Raw genomic sequence first — 23245 nt, 5'->3', positions numbered from 1 at the left:
AGAAATAAGAGTAATAAGAAAAAGTCTAAGAAAACTCAACCAAAAATAATTAATGAGAGGGGATTATAGTATGAAGTCAGCAGCAATCCAATTAGAAACTTTAACATGTCCGGCATGTATGCAAAAAATTGAAGGTGCACTTAAAGGTTTAGATGGTATCGATAAAGATTCTGCAAAAGTATCATTTAACTCAAGCAAAGTAAAACTGGATTTTGATGAAGATAAGATCTCAATCGAAGATATAGAAGGTGCAATTACTAAACTAGGTTACGATGTTATTAAATCTAAAGTAAAATAAGATGCCAGGATGGAAGCAAGGGGACGATTCTCTTGCTTCCTGATTTTTAACCAGTTGTAATGCAGTTAAATATATTTCGTACTTCAATATTTAAAGAAAATGGATCAGAAAGCATGGCACCCTAAATATTTCTTTACAAATGGAGCGTTCCTATTATAATGAAATTAAAAGAGGTGAAAATTATGACTACTTTTACGCGATCAATTTCACTTGCTTTAAAAGGTGCCGCACATGCATTTGAGGTTTTTCCGGCTGCGATCCTGAATGCCCTGGCCTTTGCAATCGTAACGGTTATCAGAATTGAACTGGATTGGCCTCAACAGGAACCTTATAATTTCTTATTTAATTGCTTGCATTGGTCTTTTGCCTTCGGAGCCATTTTCAGTTTAGCAGTTATCACCGCTTCCTGGAGCCGATTTAAAGATAAAAAAGCTTTTTATCTTAGCAATCTTCTTGGTATTGCAGGAACCGGGGTGGCTTTTCTTTTGCTTTATTTTTTTGGCAAAGCTGCACCCGATCCGAATATATCCCGCTTTAGTGTTCTTTCAATGCTTGCTGTTGCTCGTGTTACAGCGGCCATTCTGGTCAGTTTTCTGGCTTTTATCATGCTGGCCGGTTTCCCCAAAGAACAATCCGACCTTTCCCGTTCCTTCTTTATGACGCACAAAGCTTTTTTCATTGCTTTAATATACGGTAGTGTGATCATGGCCGGTGTTTCCGGGGTGGCGGGGGCAGTACAGGCTTTGCTTTATCATCAAATGAGCAGCAAAGTCTATATGTATATTGGGACAGTGACCGGATTTTTAGCATTTACCATTTTCATCGGTTATTTCCCGGATTTCCGTATGGATAGGATTGATCCTCATCGGGAAATTGCCCAAAAACAGCCCCGTTTCGTTGAGGTTCTGTTTGGATCGATCATGATCCCCATCTTTCTGGCTTTAACCGCTGTACTTCTGATCTGGGCGGGTAAAACACTATGGGGCGGCATGGGATCCTCCTTTGTGCGTCTTTCCGGCATCGCATCCTCATTTGCGATTGTTGGTATCTGGCTCCATATGATGACGGCACATCATGAAACAGGGCTTGCAAAATTTTACCGAAGGTTTTACCCCATTGCAGCGCTAATTATCCTGGCCTTTGAAGCCTGGGCATTATTCACCCAGCTGGAAAAATCAGGCCTAAAGATAACAGAATATTCCTTTATCCTGTTATGGATTTTGACTGCAGCAGCTGCTGTTTTATTAATTCTGATCAAAGACAAAGCTTATCCGGTAATTTTTTCATTAACCTGTATTCTGGCAGTAATTTGGGTATTACCGATCATCGGAGCTCATGCTTTACCGGTAACAGCTCAGGTTAACCGCCTGGAAAATCTATTAACTGAACAGGCGATGCTGCAAAATGGTGAAATAGTGCCTGCTGTTTCTGAGCCGGACAAAAAAGTACGGGAGTCAATTACTGATGCCGTCCTATTTTTGGCTTATTCCGAAGATGCCAAATTACCTGCATGGTTAGACAAGAGTCTGGGTAGAAGTGATATTTTTAAGGCAAAAATGGGTTTTGAACAGACTTGGCCGGAACCGGATGGTGTTGATGTTCCGGGCGGATACCTGGGCCTTTCCTTAACCTTGCCCGCCGAGGCTGTGGATATAAGTGATTATCGATGGTCTGTCTTGCTAAGAGAATACTATGTCAGGTCTGGTAATGATGAGGGATATACCACTTTGAAAGGTGATAAGGGAACCTATCAAATATATTGGATTATTAACGAGAAAGATAATATACCCACATTAAAAATCCTGCTTGATGAACGGGTGATAATTGAACAGGACTTGAATGATTATTTAGACCGACTTACGAAAAAATACCCACCGGGAAAATCGGCAAAATACGTACCCTCCTTCGATGACATGAGTTTGAAATTAGAAACTCCTGAGCTGAAAATGTTGCTGGTAATCAACAATATCGATATCAATGTTGATCCGTCGAATGACATCATTAATTACTGGATGAATCCCTATGCTTTATATCTCAGTGAAAAATAAGAATGAAGGGGAGATTGCACTCCCCTTCATTCATTCTTTAGCAGATTTTTGCAGATTAATGATGCTCTCCACATCTTTGTTCGCCGCAGGTGTGCCCATGATGTTCCCCGTGATGGTCGCAAGTCGCATCTGAATCAAATTTCAATTCTCCCGAAAGTAATTGATCTACTGCCTTATCGGCATCGCCGGAGACACCACCATAGAGCTTAATACCCGCTTCAGCCAGTGCCCTCTTTGCCCCTCCGCCGATACCGCCGCAAATAAGTGTATCAACACCTATCTTTTTAAGAATGTCGGCAAGTGCGCCGTGACCGCTGCCATTTGTGTTGACAATCGTGGTTACCGTAATTTTTTCGTTTTCAATATCATAGATTTTAAACCTTTCGGTGTGTCCGAAGTGTTGAAACACCTCTCCATTTTCATATGTCACCGCAATTTTCATGTTACATGCCCTCGCTTTCTATTGATGTTATTAAAATTATAATTGGCATATGCCATAAACTACATAAAGTATAATGGGATTTATATCATATGTCAATATCCCAGTTCATATCCTAATCTTGCGCATTCTGTCCCTTATATCCGGTATTAAAATCAAAAACATTATAGACATATACCCCAAATGCGATATAATAAAACTGTTAATATCATAAATCATAAACCAGGGTCATAAATATCTTGTCCAACCCTTGTCCCTCAAACGGTATACCGTAAAGGACACTTCGGATATTTCTAATTTGATAAAATAAAGAGGAGAGATTTATGGCAAGACCGATAAAATGGAGAAAAGTTTGTTCTCTGCCCGAGTGTAGTAAATTCGGACCGCTTGATTTACCTGCGGATGCGAATAATCATGTGCATATGACAGTTGACGAATACGAAACAATTAGACTGATCGATTTGGAGGGTTTTACTCAAGAAGAATGTGCCAAAAAAATGAATGTCGCTCGTACCACTGTTCAAGGCATTTATTTTGAAGCAAGAAAAAAGCTGGCTGAATCATTAGTTAACGGCAAGGTATTGTTGATTGAAGGCGGCGAATATCGTCTCTGTGACCGGGTAGGCTGCGGGCGTGGTTGCCGCAGACAAATGGTGGATTTGGAACCCCCCAATTAATTAGTAGCGGGACAAGGGGACAGGCACCTTGTCCCTCTTAAGGAGGATGCTGAATGGAAAAATGTGAAAAATGCGGAGCTGAAGTTTCTCATGATGATATTTATGAAGACAATGGCTTAAAGGTCTGTGAGGATTGTAAGTTAGAAGGGATAACGCCGCCTGAGCTTCATCCTTATTTCTCCCGTGTCAAGAAAACTGATCCCGAGACACCCAAACAGTGATTTTCATTAATGACTTTACTTTTACTGCTTTATCAATTAGAATTGTAATATGATTAATGATAATAATTAAAAAGCTATGAAGGGAAAAAGTAGGTCAGTATTTTGTTTTTCAGAGAACAGCCGGTTGGTGGGAGGCTGTAGAAAAACTGATTCCAATTACATCCCGGAGCCGCTGCCTGAACTGATAGTAGGGTTTGACGGGTACGCCCGATAAAGCGTATGAGTGTATGTGCACTTATTAAGGGAAATTCTGTGAGGAATTTTCGAGTCAGAGGTGGTACCGCAATTTCTGCCCTCTGTTCCATGTGGAGCAGGGGGCGTTTTATTTTTAATATTTGCAGAGGAGTCGTTAGAATGAAAGTTTATGAAGAATTGCAAGCCCGTGGTTTGATTGCCCAAGTCACCAATGAAGAAGAGATTAAAGAACTGGTTAATAACGGTAAAGCAACATTTTATATTGGATTTGACCCAACTGCGGATTCTTTACATGTTGGTCATTTTATGGCCTTATGTCTCATGAAGCGTTTACAGATGGCAGGAAACAAACCGATCGTCCTTTTAGGTGGCGGAACCGGCTATATTGGTGACCCTTCCGGGCGAACGGACTTGCGTTCGATGATGACACCTGAAACAATTCAGCATAATTGTGAATGTTTCAAGAAACAGATGGAAAGATTCATTGAATTCGGTGAAGATAAGGCGATCATGGTTAATAATGCTGACTGGCTCTTAAAGCTGAATTATCTTGAAGTACTGCGTGAAGTTGGGGCACATTTTTCTGTAAATAATATGCTGCGTGCCGAATGCTATAAGCAGCGCATGGAAAAGGGCCTGTCCTTCCTGGAATTAAATTATATGATTATGCAGTCCTATGATTTTTATTATCTGTTCCAGAATTACGGGTGCAATATGCAGTTTGGCGGCGATGACCAGTGGTCTAATATGTTAGGCGGTACGGAATTAATTCGTCGTAAATTAGGCCAAGATGCATATGCGATGACAATTACCTTATTAATGAATTCTGAAGGTAATAAGATGGGCAAAACGGCAAAGGGCGCTGTTTGGCTTGACCCTGACAAAACTTCTCCTTTTGAGTTCTATCAGTACTGGCGCAATGTTAATGATGCTGATGTCCTTAAGTGCATTCGGATGCTGACATTTTTACCCCTTGAACAGATTGATGCTATGGACAAATGGGAGGGCAGTCAGCTAAACGAAGCTAAAGAAATTTTAGCATTTGAGCTGACTAAGCTGATTCACGGAGAAGAAGAAGCCCAACAGGCAAAGACTGCTTCACACGCTCTCTTTTCAGGTGGTTCGGATGATTCTCATATGCCTACTACTGAAATTACAACTGAGAACTTGAATGACGGTGTGATCAATGTGGTGGATTTGTTGTTGACCTGTGGTTTAGTAGCCTCTAAGAGTGAAGCGAGGCGTCTGATTCAGCAGGGGGGAGTTTTTATTGATGATGCTAAGGTTGAATCCATTGACGATAATATTACCTCAGTTGAATTGGAGAAAGGTATCAGAATACGTAAAGGGAAGAAAACTTACCATAAGGCTTTGTTAAAGCCTAGCCAAGGTTAATATTTAAAACAAGGGATTAAACAAGAGATTAAACCGGTGATTGTAAAAGGAGGGGCAAAATATGAATTACCATGATCTACTGGCTTTTTACGGTACACTGGACCGATCTTACTTCATCGATAATGAAAATAAAAAATATGCTCATATGGATCAAGCCCTACCCATTGGACATGAACAAACCATATCCCAGCCTAGTTTAGTCTTAAAAATGACTGAGGAGCTGAACCCGGATAAGACCTGCAAGGTATTGGAGATTGGCACCGGATCCGGCTATCAAACTGCTCTGCTGGCTGAATTCTCCCAGACAGTTTTTACCATGGAAAGAATTAAAGAACTATCGGAAAAGGCAATGGAGAGACTGGGTAAATTAGGCTATTCCAACATTTTCTTTGCCATCGGCGATGGCAGTGAAGGCTGGAAGGAGCATGCACCCTACGACAGAATAATGGTCACAGCGGCCGCGGAAAAAATACCCGATGAGCTGGTAAATCAACTAAAGCCAGGAGGGAGAATGATTATTCCCGTAGGACCCCAAGGAAATCAGGAATTAAAATTGATTACTAAAGATAGTGATGGTACTATGCATGATGAAACCTTACTACGGGTTACCTTTGTTGAAATGAAGGGTAAATATGGATGGGAGTCTTCTGCCAAAAAAGATAAATAGTTGTGTAATAGTCTAAAAATTCAATATTCACCACAGAACCTGCCGCGTCCATCAAATTATTAAATCCGTCTGCAATTACGGATAAACTCCCTGAAATAATCCCGGCGGTACCTTTGCCTGCAACCAATAAGATATTAAGGATAATTCCGGTCCAACTTGCCAAGGTTCCGATTTGACCTCGCACATCAGGATTATTCGTTTCTTCACTGTTCTTTACAAAAATTCGAAGTAAGAAATCTGTCATAATACCTACCTTTGCTTTCCATAGCAAGATACCTTCTTCGTTCCAATGAAGAAGGTATCTTAATTTTTCTGCTTACCTTTTATGACTTATGTAAGAGATTGTGTATTAATGACCATGGGCATGACCATGATGGTGGCTGTGTTCTTCCCCTTCTGCCATCTTAAAGAATGTAACATAAGCTTCAACATATGCTCTGGCAGCTTTTACATCATTGATATCAAAGCTTTTGAGTGCAATCGCTTTGTTAAATTTTTCTTCCAGGGCATGGTACTCTTCCTCAGTTACCAATCCCTTCAAAGAAGACATATTGCCTTTTTCGATACTTTCATCTGCAGCAACCACTTTAGGGTCTAAAACGGTTCCGGAAGGCTTCAGGCCATCATAAGAGGCGCCTTCTCCTGCGCGGTGGATTCTGACAAAGTTCTCCAAAAACCAGCGGTCTGCGACTTCCTGAGCTTCGGTGCTCAAGGTGCGAACCTTGCGGCTTAAGTCGAAGATCCCCTTCAGTTCTTCTTCGTATTCCTCAAAAATCCACTTATAAGCGTAGTTGATGTTTCCGGTTTCTAATGCGACCTTTCCATCCTTTACTGCCGGACCGTCCATTGTGTCACAATGTGCACTGGCCTTCCGAGGCATTAGAGCCAAAATAAGTCCGATCAATATTATCATTCCCGCAAATAATACAATTCCCATTTTTCTACCTCCCTGAATATTGCTTTTACTGTACAGTACCGCCGTATCGGCATAAGTTGCATATAACTATTTAATTATACAAACTTATAGCTAATTATACCAAGGAAATTCTGCTTGGTCAACTGCAAGAGAAGGTTTGGTTTAAGCAAATAAATCAAGTTTTTTAAAAAATTGATTTATTTTGATCTATGTCAAGTTATTTTCTGAGAAAAACAGCTATAATATATATAAATGACATGAATAATAAAAGGAAAGATCAGGAAAGGAGCAATTTGAATGTCTAACTTAACATTTTCTAAAGTAATAAAAGAACACTTTCCGACATTAGCAACATACACCCCCGTATTGGCAAAGGTCCATGGTAACAATCATCCGGAATTGGCTCAGGTTCGTGATATTTTTGCAAAAATGAATACTAAGGTGCAAAAAGGCGGTTCTGATCAAGTTGATTTATCAGCAGAATTTAACGAGCTGCGTAAAATCACAAGCAATTATGCTGTCCCCAGTGATGGCTGCGAAACGTATGTTGCAACCTATCAAATGTTAGAAAGTGCTGATAAAGCATATCATTCATAAGAAAGAGAGAAAGAGAGAAAGAAAGAACGAATAAAACCCGGGAAAACCGGGTTTTATTCGTTGTAGTGGACTTCATTTTCTTTAAAAAGCAGATTCGGGTTTTCTTGGGGGAAAGAGTGAATCTTTCTTAAATGTTTGCGTAAATGTAAAGATCTGGTAAGAAAAGGCTGTCATTTATTAGTAGTTATTGATAAAATAATAAAGAAATAAAATAATTTGAGGGGGAGTATTAAATTGGAAAAATTGTTGTGTGGAAAAGAGAGAGATATATTTCTTTTTTTCCTGCTGGTTTTAGCTTTGACTCTTTCTTTTTCCGGAAGTGTTCTGGCTAAAGAAAACTCAGAACCACAGCTTGTTAATCATATTCCTGCCGGAACCGACATCAATATTCTTTTGAACGCAGGTGCTTTAAAAGATGCGATGAGTCAGAATATTCTCGGCAATACTGATAACGGCATTTTGGCACAAAATCATATAAAAAAATGTGATGTGAACGGAGACGGGGCAGTCAATATTTTTGACGTCGTCACCATCATCAATTTTGTCCAAGAGAAAGTTCTGCCAACAGCCGCCCAAAAATTAGCTGCTGATGCCAACGATGACGGAGTAATCAATATATTTGATGTGGTGCATGCAGTCAATGTGGTTATCGGCAAGATTCCGGAAGACACCCCTCCGAATGGGGAATTGCATGAGGATTACGGTGTTGTGACGGAAGTTGTTAAAAAGAATATCATATCCGATGAAATTGAGCAGATTAAGGTTTTATCAGAAAGCGGAGAAGAGGCAATATTTTCGCTTGATACAGACAGGGTGAAGCTCTTATATCAATCACTCCCGGGCGGGAGAGCAGATCTTAAAGTGGATGATTTTATTAAGTTTTCTGTTAATGACCGGAATGAAATTGACGGATTGAAAATTTTAGCCACTATCTGCGATGAAGCAATAGCAGCCCCAAATGTCATCGACGCTGATCTGAGTGATTACATAGATGAAGACAGTATGAAATTCATATGTCAAATCGAGGATGGCAACAAGAATAATAGCAGAATCAAGGTCGATGGCTTCTGGCGCACTTTCACCGATGAAACGATCATCTTCAACGGATATTACAGCAAAGGTACAGATAGTGACAATCCGGAAGCAATAGTTCAGGAAAAGGGTGATTTCCTGCGCTGGGCTGAGGATTTAGACCGAGCCCCTTGGGCCTATGTACAATTAAATGATAAAGGCTTATACGTTGAATATGTGTATATTTATGAAGAAATAGCTTTAGAAACACAGCAAGGTCTGGTTTTGGGTAAATATATGAATAACGATGATTATTGGATTGATCTTAATGCCAATGGTACCATAAAATCATATGAGTTAAAGAATCCTGGGGATTGGGCAGAAAACTCTCTTGTTGGGTATTCGATTTTGAACAACATCCTAAATGTCAACCATGTATTATTTGAGCCGGATGTATTTGCTGAAGGTGCTGATTTATACAGGGAGGAAGGATCCTGCGGTTCTATAGCAGATAATCACTACGCCCTTGTAACGGATACAGACGCGGAGGCAAATGCATTTGAAATAAACAACCGCTGGTATTACGCAGATAATCGGACCGTAATTTATGATTACAGTGATTGGTTTGCCGGTGGTGGGAATCCTCGATTTTCCGATGACCTGCAAGAAATAAAACGGGGTGATTATGTCATCTTCCTTAATAACAATAATAACAATCGAAAACTCAGTAATGGGGTCAATCTATTGATCAAGATGAATAATATTTCCGAAATTCCCGGCACTGAGTATCTTCTTCCTGACGAAGATGATCCGGAGGAAATACCTGGCACCATTTATGGTGTAATCACAGAGATCTGCAATCTGAACCCTGACAGCCGCGTCATCACAGAGATCAAAGTATTGAACTCCGAGGGCACTGAAGCCATATATAAAATTGACACGGCAAAGGTAAATTTGATTTACCCGCAAGAAGAAGGCTCCAATGAGAATGATGTGAACATTAATGATTTTATTAAATTTAATGTTAACGAAGATAATGAAATCAACAATCTGACCATTCTGGCTCAATTGGATGGCCACATCATCGTTTCTCCCAGTACCACAGGCAAGAGCACAAATTTGGGTGATTACATTGACGAAAACAATGAAAAATACATTGTCTCCTTGCAAGACGGCGACATTGATAACAAGAGAATCAAGGTTGACGGCAATTGGCTCAACGTTAAGGATGATACCGTGATATTTAATTCCGGTGAATTCATCGATGACAAGGCGGAATTAATCAAAGCCGGTGACTTGATTGAATGGGCGAAAGATCTTGGTGCAGCTGCTTCAGCTTACGTGGAATTTAAAGGCACCACCGTAAAGTACATTTATGTGAATGATGATATCCCTCCCGTTGGCGCTGTTGATTATGTCCTGGTGGTCGATAACTACAAGAAAAGTGGTGTTCCCTGGGTTCAAATCGACGTGAAAGGCATAGCCCAAAATTATGAAATAAAAGGCACTGTTCCTGCTGAGTTTGCCATTTACGACTATTCTATTCGCAGCAACAAGTTCATTGGAAAGACCATCGCATTTGATCCGGATGAAGATTTTACCTGCTATGAGGTAGTCTCTGTGAATAAAATAGACAATGCCATCGAATACAGGAAGGCAGACGGTACCACCGCCTGGATTAACACCGATAAAGACTCTATCATGTATGACTATACGGATTTTTACTGGGACGGAGATGATCCTTTTTATATCTCCGGCGTTCGCTCCATCAGTACGGGTGACCAGATCTGGTTTGAAGCTGATACTAGTGATGATAATACGGAAATTATTAACCAGCTTGCCGTCGTTACTAACTTTGACAGATAATAGATTGGTTATAGGCTGGTAGAAATTTCTTGACAAAGGGATGCTTTTTGGGTAATGTAAAATCAATAAACAAGAATAGGAGGGTTTGCTATGAGTGAATTAAAGGATAAAATAGGGAAGGCATTCGGTGAAGCCAAAGGGAAAGCAGAAATTTTAAAAGACAAAGCTGAGGACGCCTTTGAAGAAGCTAAGGAAAAAGCAGGAACCTTAAAAGATAAAGCTGAAGACGCTTTAGAAGAGGTTAAGGAAAAAGCAGAAACCCTAAAAGATAAATCAGAGGATGTTCTTGAAAAAGCGGGCAAAAAAGCAGAAGCGGTAAAAGAACAAATAGAAGATAAAACAAAAGAACTGAAAGAAAAGGCAAAAACTATGAAAGAATAATTTGAGTGATCAAATTATTTAATTTTAAAGGGTTTACCGGAAAAACATGCTTTTATACGAAAAAGATTGACTTTAATAATAGGACCATGTAATATATCTATAGTAAGCTATAATCTTATATTCTCCTAAAGGGGAGTAGTTGTGAGTTTTTTGTCAACATACTGGTCATTTGGACCTGGCAAAAAACGGCAGTATGTTTATTCTGCTTAACGAGACCTTTAGGCACATTTTAATGTGCCTAAAGGTCTTTGATTTTTTACTGGGGGGTGCAATGTATTTAATTGTTTCAAAATAAATTATTTATAAATTATTTAATTGTAACAAAGGAGTTGATTTATCATGATTACTGATTTTGATGCGTTAATCACATCTTTTTTAGTTGTGGTTCTAGGTGAGATGGGGGATAAAACCCAACTATTAGGGATGGCATTTGCCACTAGATTCAAGGCCAGAACTGTTTTAGCAGCTGTATTTGGGGCAACGGTATTTAATCATTTATTTGCTGTTATACTTGGGGGTTACCTAACTAGATTGATTCCTATGTCTACAATACAATTACTTGCCGCCATATCATTTGTCTTTTTTGGTCTATGGACTTTTAGGGGGGATACTCTTGAAGGGGAAGATAAAAAAGATTATTTTAATCCGTTTTTGACTGTATTTATCGCGTTTTTTATTGCCGAAATGGGGGACAAGACTCAATTAGCTACAATTGCACTGGCTGCTAAATATCAAAATATTTTCACGGTTTTATTGGCATCTACCGCTGGGATGATGGTATCAAACATAATAGGGATTGTTATAGGTGTAGTCATGGGTAAGAAGATCCCAGAAAGATCTGTCAAATTATTTTCAGGAGCGATATTCATTTTATTTGGGTATATTGGGATATATACATCTCTGTCAATCCCCCTTCAAAAGTGGGCAGCACTGGCTGTTATCTCTCTCATGGTATTTGGGTATATGGTATACTTACGCAGGGAAGTTGCCAAAAAAGCTGCATCTGAAAGTTAAAAAAACCCTTCTAATACACAATTGCATAAACAGAGTTCTTGGCATCAGGTGGAGTTTTTACTTCATCCGATGCTTAGAAATCGTTATCCAGGAACTTAATGCCACTTATCCCACCGCAGCAGTTCTAAAACTTGCTAAGATAACCACTTAGCAAGTTATGAACTTGCGTCAAGAAGCGGGGGTATTAGTGGCAGTTAGTTATCGGATAAATTACGGGTATGTATTAAAAGGGCTATTTATATTTTATCTTACTTGGCTTGGGTATAAACCCAAGCCATTATTTTTAAGGTTATGATAAATCATCTTTTTCAAAATACACTAACCGATTTACTTCTTTTTTTAGCTTTTCTTTTATGAATTTATTAATCATTAATATAATTACAGCAATCGTTAATCCTATTAAATAGTCGCCCATTCCTAATTCCACCAACCTTTGACTTAAACTAAGAAATACTAAGGCAATTATACTACAACATTTCTATTAGTGAAAGTCATAATAACAGGCTTAAACTCCTTGTAATAACTTAAGATAAATTTGGGGTCAAAAATCAGGCATATGTTTGATTTCAATTAAAAAGGGTTTACCGAGAAAACATACGTTTTATCCGGTAAACCCTTGTTTATGTTATGTATGTTTGGTGCGGCAGAAGGGACTTGAACCCCCACGGCTGTTCACCACTAGAACCTGAATCTAGCGCGTCTGCCAATTCCGCCACTGCCGCATCACAAGAAATAATATAACATAGAGAAAATAAAAAATCAAGGAAATTGCATAAACCTTAAAGATTTATTTTTTGTGCCTTTATTTTTCGTGCAATGGGAATTGAATTGCCGGTTAAACATGTCCGGTTAAACATGTAAAGATAAAACAAGAGATCAGATATTGTTATCTGATCTCTTGTTCTTTTTGGCTGGGGTGGCTGGATTCGAACCAACACATGGCGGATCCAGAGACCGCTGCCTTGCCGTTTGGCTACACCCCATTGACATGGTCGGGACGACAGGATTTGAACCTGCGACCACCTGATCCCAAATCAGGTACGCTACCAAGCTGCGCTACGTCCCGCAGCAGAATTTATTATATCTAAAACCAGAGAAGAAGTCAATAAAGAATTTACAGTTGACAACAATTTATAAATAATAGAAAATAAGATGAATGGTTCTGCGGGAGGTGAATATTTCAAAGGGACATTCTAGGTTTTCTTTGTTTTTTTCATTTTCGGATTAATTTTAATTAAGGAGGTTAAAGTTCAGTGAAAAAATTGATTGTTGGAATTTTTATTGTGCAAATTATCGTGTTGGTTACTGTCGGGATACCTGCCGGTGGTGCCGTGAACGCGATTTGGAAAGATCCCGCCTCCGGTATTGTCGTACGGCAAGACAACCCAACTAATACCATAGATTCTTATTATCGCTTATTGGATCAAAAAGCATATGACACTATGGTTCTGCTGTTTTCTGAAGATGCTCGGAGTGAAGATATGAAGGAACAATTTAAGGCGTATATGGAAGGAAGCGGTTTTGCAGAGGCCAGGTTAGTCAAGCTATTTCCTTCAACTGTCACGGGAGAGTTTGGGGTTGTTGGAGCAGTCCACATTCTTGAAAATAATCCGGAACAGCCGGTTTTATCTATCCTGACATTAAAGCAAAAGGATGGGAAATGGGAGATTGTACCGGATATTAATAATGGGGAAATGGAAGACATGCAGCAAGTCCTGGAAAAAGCTGTTGAAGTTTGCCAAAGAGTATCTAAGGATTCCTTTGCCGGTTTAAATGAGACTCAGAAGGAGAATGTCAAGATGCAAGCTGAAATGGGCGGTCAATATATCAGATCAAACCTGGATCAGTTAAATCAATTATTGGATGCCGTAAAGCCATAATCGGAAAGGATTTTTTTAAAAGCAATATATCAAACATTTCGCAACATCTTAATCTTGTGAATAAATGAACTAATGGATATAGAAGGATAAAAGCACGTAATGTGTCAAGTGTGATAAGTTAGTTATTCATCAATCTATAAGTAAAAGTTTTGAATAATATAATTAATTGAATTCCTTGCTTGATATAATTTTGTGCTATAATAATATTCAGAAATTTTGATTATTATGGTTATTTAAAGAGTTTTAATGAATCAGCACGGAACCAGAACTCAATGAAGTGAGGCGATATCAGTTGAAGATTGCTGTTTCTGGAAAAGGCGGCGTAGGAAAAACAACGATTTCTGCTTACATTGTCAAAAAATTTGCAGCAGAAGGATATCAGGTATACGCAGTGGATGCGGATCCGGATCTTAGTCTAGGCACGGTTTTAGGAATCGAAAGCCAGGATATCCAAAATCTTAAACCAATTGTAGATATGAGAGAGGTTATCGCCGGCAAAAGCGAAGGGGGAGGGGCATTTTATTCTCTTAACCCAAATGTGGACGATGTTTTAGATGAATATGCGATTCGTTTGGGAAACATTAGGTTCTTTAAAATGGGGGCAGTGAAGCAGGGCGGATCTTCCTGTTATTGTAGGGAGAACTCTTTTTTAAATTCTTTAATGAACGCTCTGCTCCTTGATAATAAAGATGTCGTCGTTCTTGATATGGGGGCGGGTATTGAACATCTTACCAGAGGAACTTCCCAGGGGGTAGATGTCATTGTTGTAGTTACGGAACCTACCCTTGTCAGTGTGCAGACAGCCCAGGTAGTGACGAAGCTAGCCCACGAGTTAGAAATCAAAAATGTCAAGTATATTGGCAATAAGATTCGCCGGTTGGAAGAGCAGGAATTCCTTAATAAACATTTAATACCAGAAGATATTTTGGGCTTTGTCAGTTACAATGAAGCAATGTTGGATGCAGCTTTGGGCCTGGCGCCAAAAGAAGACGCAAAAGTATTTGAACAGGACATGGATTTCGTATTTAACAATTTAATCAGGCAGATTAACTAAAGTAAGTGAGTGTGTGTATCAACAGTTCATGTTTGTAGCTATTTCACAAAACTTAATGTATATGTTGATGAAGGAGGTTTAAAGTATGCCAAGATTTAGAGAAACAACTCTACAATCGACCCCATCCGTACCTAGAAAGGAACGGATCAAGGATCCCAAAGACATTATGCGTTCCGTGGATCCTGCTGCTTTGTATATGCTGGAAAAGGCAAAAGATCAGAATTTAATCTCTTCTTATGATCGCTTTGCTGCCCAGCAGCCCCAGTGCGCTTTTGGTTATGAAGGAATTTGCTGCCGCATCTGTTTCCAGGGCCCTTGCCGCATTAAACCGGGTGATGGACCCGGAAGTAAAGGAATCTGCGGTGCTACTGCCTATACCATTGTTGCCAGAAATATCGCGCGCATGATGGCAGGGGGCGCTTCCGCTCACTCTGACCACGGCAGACACATCGTTCATGCCCTGCTCCATGCAGCAGAAGGCAAGCTTGCTGATTTTAAGGTTACCGATGTGGAAAAATTAAATAGAGTTGCAGAAAGAATCGGCATCAGTGCCGAAGGAAAGACTGAGAACGAACTGGCTGTTGAAGTATCAAAAGCAGCCTTGGAGGATTTCGGCCGCCAAACTGATGAACCTTGTACCTGGTTAAGAACGACTATTACGGACGGCAGAAACAAGAAATTTGCCGATTGCTGTATTGCCCCTACCGCTATCGATCGGTCTGTGGTGTCTTTACTGCACCAGACTCATATCGGTACGGATGCGGATCCGGTTAACATTATTTTCGGCGGTTTGAAATGCGGTTTAGCCGACTATGTCGGTATGCATATTTCCACCGATTTATCGGATGTTTTATTTGGCACCCCCAAACCTGTGGTGACCGAAGCGAATTTGGGTGTGATCAAAGAAGATAAAGTCAACGTGATTGTCCATGGTCACAATCCCATCTTAAGTCAGACGGTGGTTAATGTGGCTAAGGAAATGGAAGCCGAAGCGAAAGCAGCCGGGGCAACCGGTATTCAACTTTCCGGTATCTGCTGTACCGGTAACGAAGTACTGATGCGGTCCGGTGTTCCCATTGCCACTAACTTCTCCTCTCAGGAACTGGCCATTATGACCGGTGCTGTTGACGTGATGGTCGTAGATGTACAGTGTATTATGCCCAGCGTACAAGCAGTAGCGGAATGCTTCCATACGAAAATTGTGACTACGATGGATATCTCAAAAATACCAGGCGCCCATCATTTTGCTTTTGATGAAGAGCATGCCGTGGAAAGCGCCAAAGCAGTTATCCGTTTGGCCATTGAAGGATATAAAAACAGACAAGGCATGGTATGTGACATTCCTCAAATTAAGAGTAAGGTCATTGCCGGTTTTAGCGTGGAAGCAATAGTGGAACTCCTTGCTGCCATCAATCCGGAAACGCCCATTAAGGTACTGACTGATGCTGTAGAAGCCGGTGAGCTTGCCGGGGTTGCTCTCCTTTGCGGTTGTAATAATCTGGAATCCGTCCATGATAACAACCATTTAACCATTGCCAGGGAATTAACCAAAAACAATGTCTTCGTAGTGACGACCGGATGTTCTGCACAGGCTTTGGCCAAGGCAGGCATGATGGCTCCTGAAGCAATTGAAGAATATGCAGGTGAAGGATTAAAGAACTTCTTGAAGAGATTGGCGGATGCCAATCAGGATAAATTGACAGATGGACTGCCTTTGGTCTTCCATATGGGATCCTGCGTAGATAATTCCCGCGCCCACGATTTGAGCACGCTGATGGCAAAACAATTGAATGTTGACACGCCTAAGGTACCTTTTGTGGCCAGTGCGCCTGAAGCCATGAGTGAAAAGGCTGTTTCCATCGGTGCCGGTGCTGTGGCTATGGGTTATCCCACTCATGTTGGCACCATGCCGCCCATTGAAGGAAGTCCTTTGGTATTTGGCATTGCTACTCAGATTGCCAGTGATGTGTACGGTGGATACTTCATTTTTGAAACCGATCCCATGGTGGCTGCCGCAAAATTGCTGGCATCCCTTGATAATCGCACATGGAAACTGGGCATTCATAAAAAGACTGCCGAAAAATACGAAACTCAATTATGTGAAAATTATTAATAGATGAATTGCGATTGAAAGGAGGAAGAGTATGTCTAATTTTGATCAGATTTATGAAGGTGCAATTCAAGAAGGCAAAGAGCCCAAGAAATTATTTAAAGAAGCTTATGACGGTGCTGTGATTGCCACCAGTTATGCCGAAATTCTTTTAACTCAGGCCATTCAAAAATATGGTCCGGAGCAATTGGTGCAGTATCCTGACACTGCATATTACCTTCCTGTAATCCGTTGTTTAAGTGGTGAAGGGATCACCAAACTAGGTGAATTACCGGCTATCCTGAACAAAAAAAGGGATCAAATCAAGGAAGAGTTAACCTTTGAAAACGCCAGATTAGCCGGTGAGGCAACTGTATATGCAGCTGAAATTATCGAAGCTTTAAGATATATTGAGGGGAATCCCACTGTGGAACCTTGGACCGGATTCATCGGTGACCCGGTGGTTAGAAAATACGGAATTAAAATGGTGGACTGGACGATTCCCGGAGAGGCTGTGATTTTAGGTCGGGCCAAAACGCCGGAATTGGCCAAAAAAATCGTCAATGATCTGCAAAGCAAAGGGATGATGATGTTCCTTTGTGATGAAATTATTGAACAATTAATGGAAGTAAACGTTAAATTAGGTCTGGATTATATCGCTTATCCCCTGGGTAACTTTACCCAAGTGGTTCATGCCGCCAACTATGCTCTGCGTGCAGGGTTGATGTTCGGGGGGATTCAACCGGGATTAACGGAAGAGCAAAGAGATTATCAAAGACGGCGGGTTATGGCTTTCGTGCTCCATTTAGGAGAAAGAGATGAAGTCAAAACTGCCGCTGAACTTGGTTGTATTTATCTTGGGTTCCCCATTATTACAGATCAGCCCTTAGCGGAAGATGAAATGATACCGGATTGGTATATTTCCGAGCCTGATTATGACAAAATAGTTAAGATTGCCATGGAAGTCCGCGGCATTAAAATGACCAATATTGAAATTGATATTCCCATTAATCATGGTCCTGCATTTGAAGGAGAAACCATTCGGAAAGCCGATACCTATATTGAAATGGGCGGCGGCAAAACGGAAGCCTTTGAATTGGTGCGTATGATGGGTGCCGAAGACGTGGAAGACGGTAAAATTACCGTGGTCGGTCCGGAGATTGACAGCTTTAAGGAAGGAGATAAGGTTCCTTTAGGCATTGTCGTCGATATTTACGGCCGCAAGATGCAGGAAGACTTTGAAGGCGTTCTGGAGCGTCGTATTCACTACTTCATTAACTACGGAGAAGGTCTGTGGCACGTAGCCCAAAGAGACCTTTGCTGGCTGCGCATCAGTAAAGAAGCAGCGGAAAAAGGGTTTATGTTTAAACATTATGGTGATCTGTTGATTGCCAAGTTTAAAGCAGAATTTCCCGCCATTGTGGACCGGGTGCAAGTCACCTTTTATACAGAACCGGATAAGGTTTCCGAAATGCATAAAGAGGCACGGAAAATCTATACAAAACGTGATGACCGTATGCGTGAACTGACAGACGATTCCACGGATACCTTCTACTCCTGTCTCCTGTGCCAATCCTTTGCACCGAACCATGTTTGTATTGTAACGCCGGAACGTGTCGGCCTCTGTGGTGCAGTGAGCTGGCTGGATTCCAAAGCCTCCTTCGAAATCAATCCGAAAGGACCGAATCAGCCTATTTTAAAAGGTCCTGCCATTGATGAGGTAAAAGGCATGTATCAAAGCTGTAACGAATATGTCTACATCAATTCCAATCGCTCATTGGAAGAAGTGAATCTATATACAATGATGGATCGACCCATGACTTCCTGCGGCTGCTTCGAGGCCATTATGGCCATTGTGCCGGAATGTAATGGTATTATGATTACGACTCGTGAGCATACAGGCATGACACCCAGCGGGATGACCTTCTCCACCTTGGCCGGTTCTTGCGGCGGCGGGGTGCAGACACCAGGATTTATGGGGATCGGACGAACCTACCTGGTAAGTAAAAAGTTCATCCCGGCGGATGGCGGGATCGCCAGAATTGTCTGGATGCCCAAAGAGTTAAAAGAATTTATTCGGGAAGACTTTGTAAAACGAAGTGTTGAAGAGGGATTGGGTGAAGACTTTATTGATAAAATTGCCGATGAAACAGTTGGTATAACTTCAGAAGAAATCATGCCTTTCCTGGAAGAAAAAGGTCACCCGGCACTTGCCATGGAGTTCATGCTCTAAAAAATACAGGTCTTAAGTCCGGCGAGAGGATTTTTCCTCTTGCCGGATCATGCATATTTTGGATTCTGAAGGAAACCATTTAAGGAGAATCCCGAAATGCATACATAGATGGACTTAATTGAATTTATCTTAAAAATATCCCTGGCTGCATATGTCAATTGAGTCGAGTCAATTTTTGTTCAAAAAAGAAAGGAGTTGTGTTGAATGGGCTTAACTGGTTTAGCAATTTTTAAAGAGCTTCCCAAGAAAAACTGTGGTGAATGTGGCGTACCCACATGTCTAGCCTTTGCCATGGCTTTGGCAGCAGGAAAGGCTACCTTGGATGCTTGCCCTTATGTTTCTGAAGAAGCAAAAGAAAATTTAGGATCTGCTTCTGCTCCTCCTATCAAGTTAATCAAAATCGGTGCGGGAGACAGCAAAACCGTTGAATTAGGTGATGAAACCGTCATGTTCCGTCATGATAAGACCTTCTATCATCCTACCGGTATCGCTTTTGAAGTAGAAGATAATTTAGATGAGGCTGCTTTCGCGGCAAAATTGGAAGCAATCAAGGGTTTGGAATTTGACCGGGTTGGTCTGCATTATACGGTAGATTTTATTGCCGTAAAAAATACTTCCGGTAACGCGGATACTTTTGCGGCTGCGGTAAAAAAAGCTGCCGATGCAGCTGATTTTGCTTTAATTTTAATGTCTGAAGATGCTGCCGCTATGGAGAAGGCTGTCGAAGCTGTTACCGCCAGAAAACCTCTCATTTATGCCGCAACTGCTGACAATTACGAAGCCATGACGGCTGTGGCACAAAAATATGAGGCTCCTTTAGCTGTGAAAGGCTCCAACCTTGACGAATTGGAAGATGTGGTGAACAAGGTTGTGGCACTGGGATATAAAGAATTGGTACTTGATCCCGGCAGCAGAAACACCGTTGATGTGGTAGCTGATCTCACCCAACTGAGAAGAATGGCCATTAAGAAAAAATTCCGAACCTTTGGTTTTCCTGTAATGGCCTTTACCAGTGAAGAAGCTCCTTTGGATGAAGTAATGCAGGCTCAGGCTTATGTTTCCAAATATGCCAGCTTGGTCGTGCTCAGAACAACAGAAAAACAATTTATCCTGCCCCTCCTTTCCTGGAGACAAAATCTTTATACCGACCCGCAAAAGCCAATTCAAGTAGAATCTAAAATTTATGAAGTTGGTGCTGTGAATGAAAATTCACCGGTATATATCACAACAAATTTCTCCCTTTCCTATTACAGCGTAGAAGGCGAAGTCGAATCCAGCAAGATTCCTTCCTACATTATTCCGGTGGACACAGATGGAACATCCGTTTTGACTGCCTGGGCTGCCGGTAAGTTTGGCGGAGACAGAGTAGCCGAAGTAATGAAGGAATTGGGTATTGAGAATAAAGTCAATCACCGTAATGTCGTTATTCCCGGATATGTCGCCGTAATTGCCGCAAAATTAAAGGAAGATTCCGGCTGGAATGTCATCGTGGGACCAAGAGAATCTGCCGGTATTTCTCCTTTCGCACGAGCGAATTTTACTTCTTAAGGAGTATAAGATGGAAAAATATTCTGTGGTTTTTTTACCGGATGACATTAAAGTTGAAGTGGATGCCGGCATCTCACTGCTGGAAGCGGCACGGCAGGCAGGTATTCATGTAAAAAGTACCTGTGGTGGCAAAGGTACCTGCGGAAAATGTACCGTAAAAGTAACTGAGGGAAAGATATCCGGGGGACAGGGGAATATTCCCAAGGATCTCAAGGAGCAAGGCTATATCTTGGCCTGCAATGCTATGGTGGAAAGTGATCTCAGTGTGGAAATTCCTATGGAATTTCGCCTCCACGAGCATCAGGTTTTCCTGGATGATCAACAGGAAGGGATTGTTTCAGAAGGCAAACTAGATATTTTAGGGGATTTTCCTTTAAATGCGTTAGCAAAAAAAATATCTCTGGAATTACCCCCGCCCACTTTGACGGAAAATGCCAGCGATTACGCTCGATTAATCACAGAATTAAAGAAGCATATGGCAACGGAGAGATTAACCGTCTCCAACGCAGTATTAAAGACACTGCCTGACATTTTGCGCGCGGGCGACTGGAAAATAACAGTTACCATTGCCGATCTGGAAGAAGGTCAGGAAATCGTACGGGTGACATCGGGACAAGATGATGCTCCTGCCTATGGGGTTGCCATTGATGTGGGCACGACCACCATCGCTGTAACCCTCATTGATTTATCATCCGGAGCGGTTGTGGCCAGACAAGGTACCTATAACCGGCAAGCGGATTTTGGTGATGACGTGATTACCCGTATTGTATATGCGGATGAAAATAACGGCACGGAAAAATTACAACAGGTCGTTATGGAAACGATCAATGATTTGTTAAATAAAATTTTTGAAGAACAAGATATCAGTATGGAAGAGATTCCTGTGGCTGTTGTTGCAGGGAATACGACAATGAGCCAATTGTTTTTGGGCATCAGCCCCAAGTATATCCGTTTGGAGCCATATATTCCTGCAGCAAGTCAGTACCCAATTGTAAAAGCTAAGGACCTGGGACTAAGCATCAATCCTGAAGGAATGGTATTAAGTTTTCCCGCGGTGGCAAGCTATGTGGGCGGAGACATTGTTTCGGGCACTTTGGTGGCTGAGGTTGCCAAGCATGAAGAGCTGACTCTTTTCGTTGATATCGGCACCAATGGTGAAATGGTATTAGGGAACCAAGATTGGTTAATGTGTTGTGCCTGTTCTGCGGGACCGGCCTTTGAAGGAGGCGGTATCGCCTATGGGATGCGGGCTATGGCCGGAGCCATTGAACGGGTAGCCATTGACAAGGAGACCTATCATGTAGCTTATAAGACCATTGGAGATACCCCGCCGGTAGGGATTTGTGGTTCCGGATTGATCGATTGTTTATCGAAACTAAGAGAAGCCGGGATTATTGACCGCTCCGGCAAAATGCAGGATTTGGATATCCCCAGAATCAAAAGGGGGGACGATGGCCCTGAGTTTATTTTGGCTTTTGCGGCAGAGTCCGGTATTGATCAGGACATTGTGATTACGGAAAGTGATATTAAAAACTTGATTCGTGCCAAAGGGGCAATTTTTGCCGGGGTAAGAATTATGTTAAGCATGGCAGACATGCCTATTGAAGCGATTGATAAAATATTAATCGCCGGTGGATTTGGCAATTATTTAAATGTTCCTGACTCTGTGCGCATCGGTCTTCTGCCGGATCTTCCTGCAGAAAAATATGAGTTTATTGGGAATAGTTCCTTAAAAGGAGCTCAATTAGCACTGTTATCCAAGGAAGCCTTCCGGTATGCTGAGGAAATTGGCCGCAGCATGACATACCTGGAGCTTTCCATTGGGAATGCTTTTATGGATGAATATGTTTCCGCTTTGTTTTTACCTCATACGGATTTTTCTTTGTTTCCTTCCGTTCAAATATGATTAGGATAGGTGGTTGGTAATTGTTATGTCAACACATATTGCAGTTGTCGGCAAAGGAGGTACCGGAAAAACTACATTTTCTGCCTTGGCAATCCGGTACCTGATTGAAAAGAATCGTGGCACAGTTTTGGCAGTGGATGCAGATCCTAACGCAAACTTAAACGAGGCGTTGGGGATGGAAGTTGCCACCACAATTTCTCAATTAATTGAACAAACGAAGGATCCGAAGGCACTGCCGGTAGGTATGACCAAAGAGACCTTTATTGAGTATAAATTGCAGCAATCCCTGGTTGAAACAAAAAAGGTGGATCTTTTGGCCATGGGAGGTCCTCAGGGACCGGGATGCTATTGTTATCCCAATGATCTGCTGCGCAAGTATATGGAACTGCTGGAAAAAAACTATGATTATATGATGACTGACAACGAAGCCGGTATGGAGCATATCAGCCGGGGAATCCTTAAGGATGTGGATCAGCTCTTCGTGATCAGTGATGCTTCCGTGAGAGGTATTCGTACGGCAGGCAGGCTGGGAGAATTGGTGCAAAAGCTGAAATCAAAAATAGGGAAAACACATTTAATCGTTACCAAAGGAACTCCGGAGATCATGGAAGAACTAAAACCTGCTATTGGGGAGACGAGATTGGAAATGATTGGATGGATACCCTACGACGAAAATGTGCTCCAGTTTGATGCCTCGGGAAAGCCCTTGTATGAGTTACCCGCCGAATCACCGGCTGTAAAAGCTGTTTACGAAATTTTAGAAAAAGCAGGATTTTAATGGTTAAATATTGAAAGATATAGAAAGGAGCG

The 23245-nt window shown here is 41.4% G+C and carries 21 protein-coding genes, 3 tRNA genes and 1 other annotated feature; of the genes, 17 read left to right on the top strand and 7 right to left on the bottom strand.

Going from position 1 to position 23245, the window contains the following annotated elements:
- Window positions 1–70 precede the first annotated feature (70 nt).
- Window positions 71–298, top strand: a complete 228-nt coding sequence (locus CEQ75_RS14785; RefSeq protein ID WP_089611883.1) for a heavy-metal-associated domain-containing protein — start codon at window positions 71–73, stop codon at window positions 296–298.
- 182 nt (window positions 299–480) lie between these two features.
- Window positions 481–2346 carry a DUF4153 domain-containing protein gene (locus CEQ75_RS14780; RefSeq protein ID WP_089612660.1) on the top strand — a complete coding sequence of 622 codons (1866 nt, stop codon included), beginning with the start codon at window positions 481–483 and terminating at the stop codon, window positions 2344–2346.
- Window positions 2347–2401: 55 nt separating this feature from the next.
- On the opposite strand, the gene CEQ75_RS14775 is transcribed toward CEQ75_RS14780, so the two are convergent.
- Window positions 2402–2788 (bottom strand): NifB/NifX family molybdenum-iron cluster-binding protein, encoded by a 387-nt coding sequence (locus CEQ75_RS14775; protein WP_089611882.1) that lies wholly within the window; start codon window positions 2786–2788, stop codon window positions 2402–2404.
- A gap of 320 nt (window positions 2789–3108) precedes the next feature.
- On the opposite strand from CEQ75_RS14775, the gene CEQ75_RS14770 reads away from it, so the two are divergent.
- The 4 genes from CEQ75_RS14770 to CEQ75_RS14760 all read left to right on the top strand — a co-directional run bounded on the left by CEQ75_RS14770 (window position 3109) and on the right by CEQ75_RS14760 (window position 5940).
- Complete coding sequence (locus CEQ75_RS14770; RefSeq protein ID WP_089611881.1) at window positions 3109–3462, top strand: DUF134 domain-containing protein; 354 nt, start codon at window positions 3109–3111, stop codon at window positions 3460–3462.
- 53 nt (window positions 3463–3515) lie between these two features.
- On the top strand, window positions 3516–3683 hold the full coding sequence (locus tag CEQ75_RS18705; RefSeq protein ID WP_198306555.1) for a hypothetical protein: 168 nt from the start codon (window positions 3516–3518) through the stop codon (window positions 3681–3683).
- Between the two features lie 67 nt (window positions 3684–3750).
- Window positions 3751–3983, top strand: a binding site (T-box leader).
- Between the two features lie 54 nt (window positions 3984–4037).
- A complete protein-coding gene (gene tyrS, locus CEQ75_RS14765; protein WP_089611880.1) occupies window positions 4038–5273 on the top strand; it encodes a tyrosine--tRNA ligase in 1236 nt (411 codons plus the stop codon).
- A 61-nt stretch (window positions 5274–5334) separates the two neighbouring features.
- Window positions 5335–5940 carry a protein-L-isoaspartate(D-aspartate) O-methyltransferase gene (locus tag CEQ75_RS14760; RefSeq protein ID WP_089611879.1) on the top strand — a complete coding sequence of 202 codons (606 nt, stop codon included), beginning with the start codon at window positions 5335–5337 and terminating at the stop codon, window positions 5938–5940.
- On the opposite strand, the gene CEQ75_RS19575 is transcribed toward CEQ75_RS14760, so the two are convergent.
- Window positions 5879–6184: a cation efflux transmembrane domain-containing protein gene (locus CEQ75_RS19575; protein WP_089611878.1), complete on the bottom strand. Its 306-nt coding sequence runs from the start codon at window positions 6182–6184 to the stop codon at window positions 5879–5881. The genes CEQ75_RS14760 and CEQ75_RS19575 overlap by 62 nt on opposite strands.
- A gap of 105 nt (window positions 6185–6289) precedes the next feature.
- On the bottom strand, window positions 6290–6877 hold the full coding sequence (locus CEQ75_RS14750; protein ID WP_089611877.1) for a DUF6448 family protein: 588 nt from the start codon (window positions 6875–6877) through the stop codon (window positions 6290–6292).
- Between the two features lie 276 nt (window positions 6878–7153).
- On the opposite strand from CEQ75_RS14750, the gene CEQ75_RS14745 reads away from it, so the two are divergent.
- From CEQ75_RS14745 to CEQ75_RS14730, 4 genes are all read left to right on the top strand, one after another.
- Window positions 7154–7453 carry an iron-sulfur cluster repair di-iron protein, ric gene (locus tag CEQ75_RS14745; protein ID WP_089611876.1) on the top strand — a complete coding sequence of 100 codons (300 nt, stop codon included), beginning with the start codon at window positions 7154–7156 and terminating at the stop codon, window positions 7451–7453.
- Between the two features lie 234 nt (window positions 7454–7687).
- Window positions 7688–10330: a dockerin type I repeat-containing protein gene (locus tag CEQ75_RS14740; protein ID WP_089611875.1), complete on the top strand. Its 2643-nt coding sequence runs from the start codon at window positions 7688–7690 to the stop codon at window positions 10328–10330.
- Between the two features lie 90 nt (window positions 10331–10420).
- Entirely contained in the window at window positions 10421–10711 is a 291-nt protein-coding gene (locus tag CEQ75_RS14735) for a hypothetical protein (RefSeq protein ID WP_089611874.1), read from the top strand.
- 339 nt (window positions 10712–11050) lie between these two features.
- Window positions 11051–11725, top strand: coding sequence for a TMEM165/GDT1 family protein (locus tag CEQ75_RS14730; RefSeq protein WP_089611873.1), 675 nt, complete (start codon window positions 11051–11053; stop codon window positions 11723–11725).
- A gap of 289 nt (window positions 11726–12014) precedes the next feature.
- Here the strand turns inward: CEQ75_RS14730 and CEQ75_RS19250 are convergent, their stop codons facing one another.
- The 4 genes from CEQ75_RS19250 to CEQ75_RS14715 all read right to left on the bottom strand — a co-directional run bounded on the left by CEQ75_RS19250 (window position 12015) and on the right by CEQ75_RS14715 (window position 12791).
- Window positions 12015–12140 carry a hypothetical protein gene (locus CEQ75_RS19250; protein WP_257913838.1) on the bottom strand — a complete coding sequence of 42 codons (126 nt, stop codon included), beginning with the start codon at window positions 12138–12140 and terminating at the stop codon, window positions 12015–12017.
- 221 nt (window positions 12141–12361) lie between these two features.
- Window positions 12362–12447, bottom strand: a tRNA-Leu gene (locus CEQ75_RS14725).
- A gap of 186 nt (window positions 12448–12633) precedes the next feature.
- A tRNA-Gln gene (locus tag CEQ75_RS14720) sits at window positions 12634–12708 on the bottom strand.
- 6 nt (window positions 12709–12714) lie between these two features.
- Window positions 12715–12791, bottom strand: a tRNA-Pro gene (locus tag CEQ75_RS14715).
- A gap of 187 nt (window positions 12792–12978) precedes the next feature.
- On the opposite strand from CEQ75_RS14715, the gene CEQ75_RS14710 reads away from it, so the two are divergent.
- From CEQ75_RS14710 to CEQ75_RS14680, 7 genes are all read left to right on the top strand, one after another.
- Window positions 12979–13605: a hypothetical protein gene (locus CEQ75_RS14710; protein ID WP_089611872.1), complete on the top strand. Its 627-nt coding sequence runs from the start codon at window positions 12979–12981 to the stop codon at window positions 13603–13605.
- Between the two features lie 292 nt (window positions 13606–13897).
- Window positions 13898–14659: an ATP-binding protein gene (locus CEQ75_RS14705; RefSeq protein WP_089611870.1), complete on the top strand. Its 762-nt coding sequence runs from the start codon at window positions 13898–13900 to the stop codon at window positions 14657–14659.
- Window positions 14660–14744: 85 nt separating this feature from the next.
- Complete coding sequence (gene cooS, locus CEQ75_RS14700) at window positions 14745–16772, top strand: anaerobic carbon-monoxide dehydrogenase catalytic subunit (RefSeq protein WP_089611869.1); 2028 nt, start codon at window positions 14745–14747, stop codon at window positions 16770–16772.
- A 31-nt stretch (window positions 16773–16803) separates the two neighbouring features.
- Window positions 16804–18981, top strand: a complete 2178-nt coding sequence (gene acsB, locus CEQ75_RS14695; protein ID WP_089611867.1) for an acetyl-CoA decarbonylase/synthase complex subunit alpha/beta — start codon at window positions 16804–16806, stop codon at window positions 18979–18981.
- Between the two features lie 204 nt (window positions 18982–19185).
- Window positions 19186–20529, top strand: coding sequence for an acetyl-CoA decarbonylase/synthase complex subunit gamma (acsC, locus tag CEQ75_RS14690; protein WP_089611865.1), 1344 nt, complete (start codon window positions 19186–19188; stop codon window positions 20527–20529).
- 10 nt (window positions 20530–20539) lie between these two features.
- Window positions 20540–22435 (top strand): ASKHA domain-containing protein, encoded by a 1896-nt coding sequence (locus CEQ75_RS14685; protein WP_089611863.1) that lies wholly within the window; start codon window positions 20540–20542, stop codon window positions 22433–22435.
- 25 nt (window positions 22436–22460) lie between these two features.
- Complete coding sequence (locus tag CEQ75_RS14680) at window positions 22461–23213, top strand: ATP-binding protein (protein ID WP_089611861.1); 753 nt, start codon at window positions 22461–22463, stop codon at window positions 23211–23213.
- Window positions 23214–23245 lie beyond the last annotated feature (32 nt).

This window comes from Dehalobacterium formicoaceticum (assembly GCF_002224645.1).
Taxonomy (GTDB): domain Bacteria; phylum Bacillota; class Dehalobacteriia; order Dehalobacteriales; family Dehalobacteriaceae; genus Dehalobacterium; species Dehalobacterium formicoaceticum.
This window is presented reverse-complemented; position numbering and strand designations above follow the sequence as displayed.

What these genes read in the sequence shown, in the direction of transcription:
- cooS (WP_089611869.1), top strand. Translation starts at nt 14,745, where the DNA reads ATGCCAAGATTTAGAGAAACAACTCTACAATCGACCCCATCCGTACCT.
- CEQ75_RS18705 (WP_198306555.1), top strand. Translation starts at nt 3,516, where the DNA reads ATGGAAAAATGTGAAAAATGCGGAGCTGAAGTTTCTCATGATGATATT.
- CEQ75_RS14680 (WP_089611861.1), top strand. Translation starts at nt 22,461, where the DNA reads ATGTCAACACATATTGCAGTTGTCGGCAAAGGAGGTACCGGAAAAACT.
- CEQ75_RS14745 (WP_089611876.1), top strand. Translation starts at nt 7,154, where the DNA reads ATGTCTAACTTAACATTTTCTAAAGTAATAAAAGAACACTTTCCGACA.
- acsB (WP_089611867.1), top strand. Translation starts at nt 16,804, where the DNA reads ATGTCTAATTTTGATCAGATTTATGAAGGTGCAATTCAAGAAGGCAAA.
- CEQ75_RS19575 (WP_089611878.1), bottom strand. Translation starts at nt 6,184, where the DNA reads ATGACAGATTTCTTACTTCGAATTTTTGTAAAGAACAGTGAAGAAACG.
- tyrS (WP_089611880.1), top strand. Translation starts at nt 4,038, where the DNA reads ATGAAAGTTTATGAAGAATTGCAAGCCCGTGGTTTGATTGCCCAAGTC.
- CEQ75_RS14735 (WP_089611874.1), top strand. Translation starts at nt 10,421, where the DNA reads ATGAGTGAATTAAAGGATAAAATAGGGAAGGCATTCGGTGAAGCCAAA.
- CEQ75_RS14685 (WP_089611863.1), top strand. Translation starts at nt 20,540, where the DNA reads ATGGAAAAATATTCTGTGGTTTTTTTACCGGATGACATTAAAGTTGAA.
- acsC (WP_089611865.1), top strand. Translation starts at nt 19,186, where the DNA reads ATGGGCTTAACTGGTTTAGCAATTTTTAAAGAGCTTCCCAAGAAAAAC.
- CEQ75_RS14775 (WP_089611882.1), bottom strand. Translation starts at nt 2,788, where the DNA reads ATGAAAATTGCGGTGACATATGAAAATGGAGAGGTGTTTCAACACTTC.
- CEQ75_RS14750 (WP_089611877.1), bottom strand. Translation starts at nt 6,877, where the DNA reads ATGGGAATTGTATTATTTGCGGGAATGATAATATTGATCGGACTTATT.
- CEQ75_RS14785 (WP_089611883.1), top strand. Translation starts at nt 71, where the DNA reads ATGAAGTCAGCAGCAATCCAATTAGAAACTTTAACATGTCCGGCATGT.
- CEQ75_RS14730 (WP_089611873.1), top strand. Translation starts at nt 11,051, where the DNA reads ATGATTACTGATTTTGATGCGTTAATCACATCTTTTTTAGTTGTGGTT.
- CEQ75_RS19250 (WP_257913838.1), bottom strand. Translation starts at nt 12,140, where the DNA reads ATGGGCGACTATTTAATAGGATTAACGATTGCTGTAATTATATTAATG.
- CEQ75_RS14780 (WP_089612660.1), top strand. Translation starts at nt 481, where the DNA reads ATGACTACTTTTACGCGATCAATTTCACTTGCTTTAAAAGGTGCCGCA.
- CEQ75_RS14760 (WP_089611879.1), top strand. Translation starts at nt 5,335, where the DNA reads ATGAATTACCATGATCTACTGGCTTTTTACGGTACACTGGACCGATCT.
- CEQ75_RS14770 (WP_089611881.1), top strand. Translation starts at nt 3,109, where the DNA reads ATGGCAAGACCGATAAAATGGAGAAAAGTTTGTTCTCTGCCCGAGTGT.